General features: G+C 74.6%; 10 protein-coding genes. 5 read left to right on the top strand and 5 right to left on the bottom strand.

Annotated elements, in window-relative coordinates; translation table 11 throughout:
- Positions 1 to 54 precede the first annotated feature (54 nt).
- Entirely contained in the window at positions 55 to 861 is an 807-nt protein-coding gene (locus OH807_RS30070) for a hypothetical protein (RefSeq protein ID WP_406205054.1), read from the top strand.
- A gap of 164 nt (positions 862 to 1,025) precedes the next feature.
- Here the strand turns inward: OH807_RS30070 and der are convergent, their stop codons facing one another.
- The 3 genes from der to OH807_RS30055 form a co-directional block, all read right to left on the bottom strand.
- Positions 1,026 to 2,483 (bottom strand): ribosome biogenesis GTPase Der, encoded by a 1,458-nt coding sequence (gene der, locus OH807_RS30065; RefSeq protein WP_406205051.1) that lies wholly within the window; start codon positions 2,481 to 2,483, stop codon positions 1,026 to 1,028.
- Positions 2,484 to 2,683: 200 nt separating this feature from the next.
- Positions 2,684 to 3,397 carry a (d)CMP kinase gene (cmk, locus tag OH807_RS30060; RefSeq protein ID WP_406205048.1) on the bottom strand — a complete coding sequence of 238 codons (714 nt, stop codon included), beginning with the start codon at positions 3,395 to 3,397 and terminating at the stop codon, positions 2,684 to 2,686.
- Between the two features lie 336 nt (positions 3,398 to 3,733).
- Entirely contained in the window at positions 3,734 to 4,819 is a 1,086-nt protein-coding gene (locus OH807_RS30055; RefSeq protein ID WP_406205045.1) for a prephenate dehydrogenase, read from the bottom strand.
- A gap of 378 nt (positions 4,820 to 5,197) precedes the next feature.
- Between OH807_RS30055 and OH807_RS30050 the strand changes: the two genes are divergently transcribed.
- From OH807_RS30050 to OH807_RS30035, 4 genes are all read left to right on the top strand, one after another.
- Positions 5,198 to 6,778, top strand: coding sequence for a DUF4139 domain-containing protein (locus OH807_RS30050; protein ID WP_406205043.1), 1,581 nt, complete (start codon positions 5,198 to 5,200; stop codon positions 6,776 to 6,778).
- On the top strand, positions 6,664 to 7,461 hold the full coding sequence (locus tag OH807_RS30045) for a DUF4139 domain-containing protein (RefSeq protein ID WP_406211277.1): 798 nt from the start codon (positions 6,664 to 6,666) through the stop codon (positions 7,459 to 7,461). Before OH807_RS30050 ends, OH807_RS30045 begins: the two co-directional genes overlap by 115 nt.
- A gap of 3 nt (positions 7,462 to 7,464) precedes the next feature.
- Positions 7,465 to 9,012 (top strand): mucoidy inhibitor MuiA family protein, encoded by a 1,548-nt coding sequence (locus OH807_RS30040; protein ID WP_406205040.1) that lies wholly within the window; start codon positions 7,465 to 7,467, stop codon positions 9,010 to 9,012.
- 133 nt (positions 9,013 to 9,145) lie between these two features.
- A complete protein-coding gene (locus tag OH807_RS30035) occupies positions 9,146 to 9,508 on the top strand; it encodes a DUF952 domain-containing protein (RefSeq protein WP_406205037.1) in 363 nt (120 codons plus the stop codon).
- 131 nt (positions 9,509 to 9,639) lie between these two features.
- Here the strand turns inward: OH807_RS30035 and OH807_RS30030 are convergent, their stop codons facing one another.
- Positions 9,640 to 10,623 carry a helix-turn-helix domain-containing protein gene (locus OH807_RS30030; protein ID WP_406205035.1) on the bottom strand — a complete coding sequence of 328 codons (984 nt, stop codon included), beginning with the start codon at positions 10,621 to 10,623 and terminating at the stop codon, positions 9,640 to 9,642.
- A gap of 420 nt (positions 10,624 to 11,043) precedes the next feature.
- A complete protein-coding gene (locus OH807_RS30025) occupies positions 11,044 to 12,552 on the bottom strand; it encodes a pseudouridine synthase (RefSeq protein WP_406205033.1) in 1,509 nt (502 codons plus the stop codon).
- Between the last annotated feature and the right edge of the window lie 44 nt (positions 12,553 to 12,596).

Below are 12,596 nucleotides of genomic sequence, written 5' to 3'. Positions count from 1 at the left end.
GCGGCGGGGGCGACACACCCCGCATCCCCCAGGGGATTCGCTCGTTGGCCCTACGTGTACAGCTACGACGTCTCCGCCTCCCACCGCCGGTCCACCACCGCCTCCCGTGCGATCCCGGGAATGCGCCCGTCGTACGACGCGGAGCACCCGCACTCGGCGACGCCGATCTACGACGAGCTGTACTCCGAGTACCGGCGGCTGTTCCGTGCGCTGCCGGGCGACCGCTCCGGCGAGGAGGACCTGAAGTTCACCGGGTTCGCCGTCCGGGACGGCAGCTACCCGGTGCTCACCGATCCGCGCCCGTACCCGCCGCAGCACCAGGCGTTCCAGACGTACGGGGGGCAGGGCCTCGGCATTCCCCAGTTCATGCCGAGCCAGCAGGCCGGCCAGGGCCACGCCGGCCACAGCACGCACCAGCCTCACAACGGGCACAGCACTCACCACCACTCGCACGCCCCGCACGCCCCGCACGGCGGCCACAGCGGCCACAGCGGCCACACCCCGCACGGCGGCGGCGTCCCGCAGGCGGCCGCCGACCGGACCGGCCCCGCCAACGCCACGAGCGACGGCACCGGCCACGCCGTGCCGGCCGACCGGCACGGCGGGCACGACCGGCACAGCGGGCACGGCCACCCGACGGGCCCGGCCGGCGCACCGGTCCAGGACGCCCAACCCGCCCAGCCCGCAGCCCAGTTCACCAACGGTCAGGGCTGGGTGGCCGCCGGTTACCTCGGGCCGGTTCCGCACCCGATGCCCGCCGCGCCCACGCCCGCCCCGGTCATGACCTCCGGCCCGGCCACCGGTGGCCGGCACCGCAACCTGCTCTCCCTCCCCCCGGGCCGCGGTGCCGACCAGCACTGACCGCGGCACCCCACACCGCCCACGGCCACCGCTCCGCACCGCCCCGCCTCGTCCCACGCCCCACCACCAACACACCAGCACCAACGCGGAGAGGGCCCCGCCACCCCAGTGGCCGGGCCCTCTCCGCGTTGCTCGCGGGCGCTGTCGCGCCCGCCCCGCACGTCCTACTTCTTCCGGCTGCGCTTCTCCCGCACCCGCACCGAGATCGAGATCGGCGTGCCGACGAAGCCGAACTCCTCACGCAGCCGGCGCTCGACGAAGCGGCGGTAGCCGGCCTCCAGGAAGCCCGAGGCGAACAGCACGAACCGCGGCGGCCGGATGCCCGCCTGGGTGCCGAACAGGATGCGCGGCTGCTTGCCACCGCGGATCGGGTGCGGGTGGGCGGCGACCAGCTCGCCGAGGAAGGCGTTCAGCCGCGCGGTCGGGATGCGGGTCTCCCAGCCCTCCAGCGCGGTCTCGATCGCCGGGACGAGCCGCTCCATGTGCCGGCCGGTCTTGGCCGAGACGTTGACCCGGGGGGCCCACTGCACCTGGACGAGGTCGCGCTCGATCTCGCGCTCCAGGTAGAAGCGGCGCTCCTCGTCGAGCTGATCCCACTTGTTGTAGGCGACGACGACGGCACGCCCGGCCTCGACGGCCATCGAGATGATCCGGGTGTCCTGCTCGGCGAGGGTCTCGCTGGCGTCGATCAGGACGACCGCGACCTCGGCCTTCTCCAGAGCGGAGGAGGTGCGCAGCGAGGCGTAGAAGTCCGCACCGGCGGTCAGGTGGACCCGGCGGCGGATACCGGCGGTGTCCACGAACTTCCAGGTCTTGCCGCCGAGCTCGATCATCTCGTCGACCGGGTCACGGGTGGTGCCGGCCACCTCGTTGACGACCACCCGCTCCTCGCCGGCGACCTTGTTGAGCAGGCTGGACTTGCCGACGTTCGGGCGGCCGATCAGCGCGACCCGGCGCGGGCCGCCGGGGGCGGCGTCACCGAAGGTCTGCGGCGGGGCCTCGGGCAGGGCGGCCATGACGGCGTCGAGCAGGTCACCCGAGCCGCGGCCGTGCAGGGCGGAGACGGGGTAGGGCTCGCCGAGGCCGAGCGACCAGAGGTAGGCGGCCTCGGCCTCGGTGGACGGGCCGTCGACCTTGTTGGCGCAGAGCACGGTCGGCTTGCCGGCCCGGCGGATGATCTTGATCAGGGCCTCGTCGGTGTCCGTCGCACCGACCTTGGCGTCGACGACGAACAGCACCGCGTCGGCGCTCTCGATGCCGAGCTCGGCCTGGGCGGCCACCATCGCGTCGATGCCCAGGACGTCGATCTCCCAGCCGCCGGTGTCGACGACCTTGAAGCGGCGGCCGTTCCAGGAGGCCTCGTAGCTGACGCGGTCGCGGGTGACGCCCGGCTTGTCCTCGACGACGGCCTCACGGCGGCCGATGATGCGGTTCACCAGGGTCGACTTGCCGACGTTCGGGCGGCCGACGACGGCCAGCACCGGGAGCGGCGCGTGGCTGCCGTCGCCCAGGGCGTCGAAGTCCTCGGGGTCGAGGCCCTCCTCGGCGGCGAGCGCCATGAACTCGGCGTAGTCGGCGGCGTCCAGCTCACCGTGTCCGGTGGCGGCGTGCTCTGCGGTCATGTTCGTGTTTTCCGTTTCCCGGCCCGGCCCTTCCCAGGGGCGTGCCGTGCGTACCTGCCCCGGTCCCGGGGCAGCGCGAGTACTGCGAGCGGAGTGCCGGGGTGGCACTGCGCCTCATGAAATCCGCCTCGTGAAATCCGCTCGTGGGAGCGGTGCGGCGGCGGTGGTGGTGATGGTGGTGGTGCGGCGGGTCCGAGGGGTCAGACCGCCGAGAACCCGGCGCGCTGCTCCACCAGGGCGGTGATCGTGCCGATCACCTGCTCCAGGGTGAGCTCGCTGGTGTCCACCAGGACGGCGTCGGCGGCCTGGGTGAGCGGGGCGGTCTTGCGGGTGGAGTCGGCGGTGTCCCGGCGGACCAGGTCGGCGGCCATCGTGGCGATGGTCGCCTCGTCGACGCCCTTGGCGCGCAGCTCGGCCGCCCGGCGCTCGGCGCGGGCGGTCTCGGAGGCGGTCAGGAAGACCTTGAGGGTCGCCTCCGGGAACACCACGCTGCCCATGTCCCGGCCCTCGGTGACGATGCCGCGCTCGGCGACCTCGGCGCAGCCGCGCTGCAGCTCCACCAGCCGTGCCCGCACCGCCGGCACCGCGGAGACGGCGCTGACCTGCGCGGTCACCTCGGGGCCGCGGATCGGGCCGGACACGTCCTGCCCGTCGACGGTGATGGTCGGGCCGTCCGCGTCCGTGCCGGAGACGATCACCGGCTTGCCGCAGGCGACGGCGACGGCCTCGGGGTCGTCGATGTCGATGTCGTTGGCCAGCATCCACCAGGTCATCGCCCGGTACATCGCACCGGTGTCCAGGAAGCTCAGCCCCAGCCGGGCGGCGACCGCCCGGGAGACGGTCGACTTGCCGGAGCCGGAGGGTCCGTCGATGGCGACGACGACCGGGGCGTGCGCTCGGTCGGCAGTGTCCACGGGGCGAACCTCTCTCTGTGCCTGGGCCCGGCTCCGCGCAGCAGTCCGTGCCGCGTGAACCCGGGGATGTCTCCCTCAAGGTTAATGGACCGCCGCCCTCCCCCCACCCGCCCGTCGTGACGCCCCCGATCCGCCCCTGATCCGCCCAGGTCGCACCCGGTCCCGCCCGGCCGGAACGCCCTCGCCGCAACCCCCACGACCGCACCCCCGGCCCCCCGGAGCCACCGGGACCGCACCCACCGGCCCCGAGCCACCGGGACCGCACCCAGCGGGCCAGGTACCCCCGGTACGGGCGCCCGGCCGCCGGCCCAGGCTCAGTCCCGGCTCAGTCCCGGCTCAGTCCCGGACGCTCCACCCGCTGGCCCGGAGCGCCATCGTCAGCGGCTTCACCGCCGCCGGGGCGACCGACAGCTGGACGAAACCGACCTGCTGACCGGTCGAGTGCTCGATGTCCACGTCCTCGATGTTGACGCCCGCCGCGCCGACCTCGCCGAACAGGCGGCCCAGCTCCCCGGGCTGGTCACCGAGCACCACGGCCACCGTCTCGTACCGGGTGGGCGGCGAACCGTGCTTGCCGGGGATCCGGGCCTGGCCGGTGTTGCCCCGGCGCATCACGGCCTCGATCCCGGCCGCACCGGCCGCCCGCTCGCCGTCCTCGGCCGCCTGGAGGGCGCGCAGCGCGGAGACGGTGTCGCCGAGGTCGGTGGCGACCTCCTCCAGGATGTCGGCGACGGCGCCGGCGTTGGCGGAGAGGATGTCCACCCACATGCCGGGGTTGGAGGCCGCGATCCGGGTGACGTCCCGGACGCCCTGCCCGGAGAGCCTTATGGCCGTCTCGTCGGCCTTCTCCAGCCGGGCGGCGACCAGCGAGGAGACCAGCTGCGGGGCGTGCGAGACGAGCGCGACGGCCCGGTCGTGCGCGGCGGCGTCCATCACGATCGGCATCGCGCCGCAGAGGGCGACCAGCTCCAGGACGGCGTTGAGCGTCTCGGTGTCCGTGTCGACGGTCGGGGTGAGCACCCAGGGCCGGCCCTCGAACAGGTCGGCGCGGGCGGCCAGCGGGCCGGAGCGCTCCCGCCCGGCCATCGGGTGGCTGCCGATGTAGTGAACGGTGTCGCAGCCCAGGGCGGCCACCTCGTCGCGCGGCCCCGCCTTCACGCTGGCGACATCCGTGTACCAGCGGGCCAGGCCCCGCTTCTGGCAGTCGGCGAGCACCTTGCCGACGAGTGCGGGCGGTACGGCGATGATCGCCAGGTCCACCGGGCCGTCGGCCGCTTCGGTGGTGCCCGCGCCGAGCGACGCGGCGGTGCGCGCGGCATCCGGGTCGGCGTCCTCCAGATGGACGGTCAGCCCGCGTCCCGTCAGGGCGAGCGCGGCGGACGTGCCGATGAGTCCGGTACCGACGACGACGGCAGTGCGCATGGCGGGTTGGCTCTCCTCACGGGGCTGGCCTGGGCGTGCTCGCACCATCCTCTCGCATCCCCAGCACCCCCACCGCCCCCGACCGCCCCGGCCACCCCGCTCGGCCCCCGACAGGCGCCACAGCCCGCACCACCCCCGACTCCCCCACGCCCCGGCAACCGGAACCGCCCGCGCGCCGGCCCCGTCCCCTCTCACACAAGGCACGCGTCTCACGCACAGACACGCGTCTCACACACAGGCACGCGTCCGCCGCGGACACCGGCGCGGACGCACGGGCGAAATCCGAGGACGCCCGCACCGATGCGAGGCAGACTGGCCGCCTCGGGGGACGGCGGCGCGCATTCCGGCGCGAGCGGATCGAACGAAGGGGCAGGCCGGGTGAACGATCAGCACAGCGCGGACGACAGGGAGCAGCCCGACGGACCGGCGGTACCGGCCCACCCGTCGGTGCTCGACTCCGTCGTGGTCTACGCCGCCGGGGCGGTCTGCCGCCGGCGGGCCCGGGTGGCGCTGCCGCCCGGCGGACGGCTCCGGCTGACCGGGCTGCCCCGGGTGCTCGACGGCGCGTCGCTGCGGGCCCGGGTGCTCGACGGACCGCCCGGCACCGCCGTCACCGAGGCCCGGCTGGAGCCGGTCGCCGAGCTCCGTACCCCGGCCGAACTGCCCGAGCTGCGGAGCCGGTTGGCCGAGGCGCTGGAACGCGAGGCGGCGGTCCGCGAGCGGCAGCGGCTGGTCCTCGCCACGATCGCGGAGACGGCCCTGCTGCGCGCCGTTCCGCCGCCGCGGCGCCGCGACGAACCGCTGCGCCGGACGCCCGCCGACGCCTGGCTGGAGCTGGCCGACTTCGTCGACGAGCGGCTCGCCCGGCTCCAGGCCAGAGCCGGGGAGCTGGCCCGCGAGCTCGACGTCGCCGAGCACGAGAGAGCGCTGCTGACCGACCGGGTGGAGCGCTCCTCCAGCTCCGGCCCGGCCCGTCCGGTGGAGACCTCCGCGACCGTCCTGCTCACCCTCACCACAACCGCCCCGGCCCCGGCCCCGGCCGCCACCGACACCGACACCACGACCGCCGCCACCGCCACCGCCACCGCCACCGCCACCGAGCTCGAACTCGAACTCGAATACGGCGTCCCCGCGGCCCGCTGGGTGCCCGCCTACCGCCTCTCGTACCGGAGCGGCTCGGACACCGGGCAGCTGGTCCTGCGCGCCTCCGTCGCCCAGCAGACCGGCGAGGACTGGACCGGCGTCCGGCTCGCCCTCTCCACCGCCGACCTGGACCGCCGCACCGACCTGCCCCGGCTGCGATCGCTCCGGATCGGCCGCAGCCAGCCCGCTCCACCGCCCTCCGGCTGGCGGGAGCCCCCGGCCGGCCTCCCGGACCTCTTCACCGGCTACGACGCGGCCGGTCCCCGCCCCGAGCAGGAACACCCGCTCGTCGCCGCCGCGGCCGGCTCGGCCGCCGCGCCCCGCCCCGCGCCGCCCGCCGCACCGGCGGCCCGGGCCGTCCCGAGGCCGCCGGCCATTCATTTCGGCGGCGGGTCCCGTGCCGCCGACGAGGACGGCGCCCCCGGCTTCCTCGGCTACGGCGCTCCGCCGCCGCAGCCCGGCGGCGCGCTGCCGCCCCCGTGGCCGCCTCCGCGCCCGCCCCGGCCGCCCCCGCCATGGCCCGGCGCGACCGCAGGGACATGGCCGGCGCGGTCGGCGGCGGCCGGCCCGGCGGACGCCGTCCCGAGCCGGGGCCCGCCTTCGCCGAGGGCCGGGCCGACGTGGGCCCGGGGGCGGCCGGAGCGCCGCCGTTCGGTCCCCCCGTGCCCGATGCCGCGCTGCTCGACTACCCCGCGCTCGTCCTGGCCGGGCCCGAGGACCCTGCCGCCCGTCGCGGCACGCTCCGCCCCGCCGACGGCCCGGGAGGCACCCCCGGCGGGTTCACGGGGGCCGGGGCCGGCGCCGCCCGGGCGCTGAGCGCCCTGCCGCTCCCGCGGCACGCCGCACCGCCGCGCGTCTCGGCCGGCTCCTTCGACCACCGCTTCGACGCCGCCGCCCCCGCCGACATCCCGTCCGACGGCACCTGGCACACCGTCACCGTCGGCGAGATCCCGCTCTCCGTCCGCTCCGAGTACGTCACCGTCCCCTCCGTCGAGGAGAAGGTGTACGGGACTCTCGTCCTCGCCAACCGGACGGCGCAGGCCGTCCTGGCCGGACCGGTCGAGCTCACCGTCGACGGCGAGTTCCTGCTCACCGCCGCGCTGCCCACGCTCGCTCCCGGCGGCATGCGCCGGCTCGGGACGGGTGTCACCGAGAGCATCGAGGTCGCGCGCCGCACCGAGCTTCACGAGTCCACGGCGGGCATGCTGAACAACAGCACCGTCCTCGACCACCGGGTGCACGTGGAGCTGGCCAACCGGCTCGGCGGGACCGTCACCGTCGAGGTCCGCGAGCGGGTGCCCGTCACCTCGGACACCGACATCCGGATCGAGGAACGGGCCGACTGGCACCAACCGACCATCACCTCGCCGGAGTGCCCACCGAGCACCCGGCTCTGGCGGGTCGAGCTGCCGCCGGGCGGCCGGGTCGAGCTCGACGGCGGCTACCAGATCAGAATCCCGGCCGGAAAGGCCATCGTCGGTGGAAACCGGAGGAACTGAACGATGAGCAGCGACACCATCCCCCTCCCGGTCACCGCCGTCACCTGCCTGGAGGACCGCAGCCAGGTCGAGCGCACCATCACCACCGAGCTGCCCGAAGGCGTGTGGCGGCTGCGCTTCGGCCCGATCACCGCGCTCGCCGTCGACCGGACCCTGCGCGCCGAGACGGCGGGCGGCGGCGCCCGCGTCCTGGACGCCCGGATCGTCCGCAGCTGGACCCCGCGGTCCCCGCTGCCGCCCGGGCCCGGTGACTCCGCGCTGCGCCACCGCGTCCACGAGCTCGACGAGCGCGCCCGGGGCGAGGACCAGCTGCACGACCGCCTCCAGGCCCGGCTGGCCCTGCTCGCCCAGCTCTCCGCCGACCTGCTGCGCGAGGTCGGCGAGGGTGCCGGCGCAGGCGAGGTCGAACGGGCCCGCTGGGGGCGCGAGCTCGACCGGGTGGACGCCGAGCGGGAACGCCACGGCGAGGAACTGCGGGCCGTCCGCTCCCGGCTGCGCGAACTGGACGAGCAGCGCTCCGAGGCCCGCAACGCGCTCTACCGGGCCGAGGAGGAGCCGGCCGAACTGGTCGCCCACCTCGACCTCACCATCGAGGCGGCCACCTCCGGTCCGGTCCGGCTGACCGTCGGCCACCTGGTGCCGTGCGCGCTCTGGCGGCCGTCCTACCGGGCCACCCTGGCCGACGGCGCGCTGCGCCTGGAGTCCGAGGCGGTGGTCTGGCAGCGCACCGGCGAGGACTGGACGAACGCCCGGCTGACCCTCTCCACGGCCCGCTCGGCCCTGGCCACCGCCCCGCCCGCCCTCGTCGAGGACGTCCTCTCGCTGCGCGAGCGCAGTGCCGAGGAGCGCCGCACCGTCGAGGTCGAACTGCGCGAGGAGGCGATCAGCACCATCCACCCGTCCGAGGCCGTGCCGGGGGTGGACGACGGCGGCGAGGTCCGGGTGCTGCGCGCCCCCGCTCCGGCCACCGTGCCGTCGGACGGCCGGGCGCACCGGGTGCCGCTCGGGTCCTTCACGGCCCCGGCCGGCAGCGAGTACGCGTGCGCACCGGAGCTGTCGCCGCTGGTCACCCAGGTCGTGCGGTTCCGCAATGCGGCCGGCCACGCGCTGCTCGCCGGGCCGGTCGAACTGATCCGCGGCAGCGGCTTCACCGGGCGCGGCGAGCTGTCCTTCACCGCCGCGGGTGCCGAGGCCGAGCTCGCGTTCGGCAGCTCGGACGGCTACCGGGTGGTCCGCGAGACCGAGGAACGCCAGTCCACCACCGGGCTCGCCCAGCGTTCGGTGACGACCCGGACCGTCCGGCTGCACCTCTCCCGCTTCTCCGGCCCCGAGGAGCGGGACGAGCAACTGGTCACGCTCCGCGAACGGGTGCCGGTCTCCGAGGTGTCGGCGGTGGAGGTGCGGCTGCGCAAGGAGGACTGCTCACCGGCCCCGGACGCCCTGGACAGCGAGGGCATCGTCCGCTGGGACCTCCCGCTCGGCCCGGGCGCCCGCCGGACGGTGACGCTGGTGTACGAGGTCTCCGCCTCCGCGAAGGTCGCCGGCCTGTGACCCGCACCGGGGCGGGTCGGACCAGCTGGGACCCGTCGGACCGGTCGGACCGGCCGGGCCGCAGCGAGCCGAAGCCACGTCGAAGCCCACGTCCAAACCCGAGTCCGACCGGAAGCTCAGGTAGAACAAGAACATGATCCTGCACCTCGCCCCCCTGGACGACTGGCTGGCCGACCCCGGCCGGCCGTACGCCACCGCCTCGCTGCTCACCGACGGGTTCATCCACTGCTCGGCGGACGAGCGGACGGCGCTCGCGGTGGCCAACGCGTTCTTCGCCAACACACCCGATCCGCTGATGGTGCTGCTGATCGAGGAGTCACTGGTGGAGCCGATGGTCAAGTGGGAGGCCCCGAACGGCGCTCCACCGCCCGGGGCCACGCCCGACATCCTGTTCCCGCACATCTACGGCCGGCTGAACCGGACCGCCGTGGTCGGCCTGGAGAAGGTCGAACGCGGACCGGACGGCCGCTGGGCGAGCCTCAGCCCGTGGAGCTGAGCCCGGCCGGGCACTGAGCCCCACCAGGAGCCGAGCCCGGCGCCGAGCCCCCCGGCACTCAGGGCCCGACGCCCGGGGCCCGGCACTCGGGGCCCGACGTCCGGTCCCGACGTCCGGTCCCGGCACAGGCCTCAGAGCCAGCCGCGCTCCCGGGCCGCCATGCCCGCCTGGAACCGGGTGGTCGCGCCGAGCTCGCGCATCAGGCTCTGCAGCCGGCGCTGGGTGGTCCGGGCGCTCCAGCCGAGCGAGCGGGCGATCGACTCGTCGGTGAGGCCGGCCGCCAGCAGGCCCAGCAGCTTGCGGTGGTCGGTCTCCGGCTCCAGCGTCCCGTCGGCCACGCCGATCGCGGCCTGGAGCTGCACGGCGCGTTCCCACTCCGCCTCGAACAGCGTGTCCAGCGCCTGGAGCAGCGCGGACGGATGGATCACGTAGGCGGCGTCCAGCACGCTGTCGCCGACACTGATCGGGATGATCGCCATCCGGTCGTCCGACATGATCATCTTCATCGGCAGCACCGGCCGGACCCGCGCCTCCTCGCCGTCCGCCACCCCGGCCAGGATGTTCTTCTCCAGCCGGCCGGGCCAGGCCACCGCCTCCCGGTCGTAGATGGTGCGGAACCGCAGCCCTTCCTTCATCCGCTGGCGCTGCAACGGGATGCCGGCCACCGGGTCCTGGATGTACGGCGGGCAGTCGAAGCCGCGGACCTGGTACTGACTGGTCTCGGTGATGTGCTCCAGTCGCTGCGCGATGGCCTCGCCACCGGTCAGCACCTCGACCGAATGCGCCGGGTCGGTGTAGCGCGAGGCCTCCCGGAAGGCGTCCATCAGGCGGTGCATCTCGGCCCGGGCGTACCGCAGCTCGGACTCGCGGTGGCCGATCAGGGTGCCTATCGCAACGTCGGGGGCGACCGGCAGGAACCGGTGCCGGTCCACCGGCGCCCGGGTCGCCATGCCGTGCTGCGCCAATCTGTCGAGTGCGCGCATGCTCTGCTGGAGGGTCAGCCCGCAGGAGTCCGCGAGGTCCTCCGCCGTGGACTGCGGGTTGGCCACCAGCGCCGCGTAGACCTGTCCGTCCGGTACGGCCAGTCCCAGTGCGCTGAGTGGTGCATCGGACACGACGCCGCTCCCCGTCTCGCCCCACGCCCGCGCCGCGGTGGCGCAGTCCCGCCACTCGGCGGGCCGTGGTCAGGTGGCAATCCTCAGCCACGGATCATGGCGCTGACAAGGCGTTGACCAGGCGATGCGTCCCGGCTCACAACAAAGCCCGCCGAACGGCGTGAGGGCCTCCCCGCCGAACGGCGGGGAGGCCCTCACAAAAACGAACGACAGTACGGATGCGTCGAGCGAATATGTAGACCGGTCTACAGATCTATACCAACCGGTCTACTTAAACCGGCTACATCGTCGTCACTCCGAGGCCGAACTGTTTATACCGACCGGTCTACAGACTGATCACGCACGGGTCAGGCTCCTGCCGACCCCTACGAATATCTGTAGACCGGTCCACCGAACAATGCCGACACCATGTCGACCGGTCTAGAGACCGACCTCGTGCATCAGCTGGCCGACCTCGGGGTTGGTCAGCCGGCGCAGCCAGCCGGACTTCTGGTCGCCCAGCGCGATCGGGCCGAAGTGGGTGCGCACCAGCTTCTCGACCGGGAAGCCGGCCTCGGACAGCATCCGGCGGACGATGTGCTTGCGACCCTCGTGCAGGGTCACCTCGACCAGGTAGTTCTTGCCGACGTTGGAGACCACCTTGAAGCTGTCGGCACGGGCGTAGCCGTCCTCCAGCTCGATGCCCTTCGCCAGCTGCTTGCCCAGGTCCCGCGGGATCGGGCCCTGGATGGCGGCCAGGTAGGTCTTGGTCACGCCGTACCGCGGGTGGGTGAGGCGGTGGGCCAGCTCGCCGTGGTTGGTGAGCAGGATGATGCCCTCGGTCTCGGTGTCCAGGCGGCCGACGTGGAACAGCCGCGTCTCGCGGTTGGTCACGTAGTCGCCGAGGCACTGGCGCCCGTCCGGGTCCTCCATGGTGGAGACCACGCCGGCCGGCTTGTTCAGCGCGAAGAACAGGAAGGACTGGGTGGCGACGGTCAGGCCGTCCACCTTGATCTCGTCCTTCTCCGGGTCGACCCGCTTGCCCTGCTCGGTCACCCGCTTGCCGTTGACCTCGACCCGGCCCTGCTCGATCAGCTCCTCGCAGGCCCGGCGGCTGCCGATGCCGGCCCGGGCCAGGACCTTCTGCAGCCGCTCGCCCTCGGGCTCGCCGAAGGTCTTGGGCAGCTTCACGGCCGGCTTGTCGTGCCGGGCGAGGACGGCGTCCTCGATCTTGGCCTGGAGCTCGCGCGAACGCTGCGGCTGACGACGCGGGTCGCCCGGGGCACCCTGGCCCTCGCGGCGCGGACGCGGGGCCGGCCCGGGACGCCGCCCGGTGAAGCCGCCGCGGGCGGGAGTGGCGTTGGGGCCGCCGCCGAACTCGGGACGGTCGTAGCGACGCTCCTCGGGCCGCAGCGGACGGTCCGGGAACCGGCGGTCGTCACGACGGTCGTCCCGGCGGTCATCACGCCGGTCGTCACGGCGGTCGTAGGAACCGGAGCCGCCGCGCCCGCCCGCACCGCCGCGCGGGGCGCCTGCGCCACCGCGCGGGGCACCCGAGCCGCCACCGTAGGACCCGCCGCGCGACGAACCGGAGCCACCGCCGTACGAGCCACCACCGCGCGACGACGAACCGGAGCCCGAACCGCCACCGTAAGAGCCACCACCGCGCGACGAGCCCGAACCGGAGCCGCCACCGTAGGACCCGCCGCGCGACGAACCGGAGCCACCGCCGTACGAGCCACCGCCACGGGACGACGAACCGGAGCCCGACCCGCCACCGTAAGAGCCACCACCACGGGACGAGCCCGAACCGGAGCCGCCACCGTACGAGCCACCGTCGCGGGACGAGCCCGAGCCGCCCCCGTAGGAGCCGCCGCTCCGGCCCCCGCCCTGTCCGCCGCGACCCCCGCCGCCGCCGCTGCTGTTCCTGCCGTTGCCACTGCTACGCATCAAAGTGTCCGTACGTCGTTTTCCGTCTGGGCTGTGCGGTCGTT

The organism is Kitasatospora sp. NBC_01560, from assembly GCF_045208415.1.
Lineage (GTDB): Bacteria > Actinomycetota > Actinomycetes > Streptomycetales > Streptomycetaceae > Kitasatospora.
The sequence above is the reverse complement of the archived record's forward strand: the minus strand, read 5'-3'. Positions and strand labels throughout refer to the sequence as shown.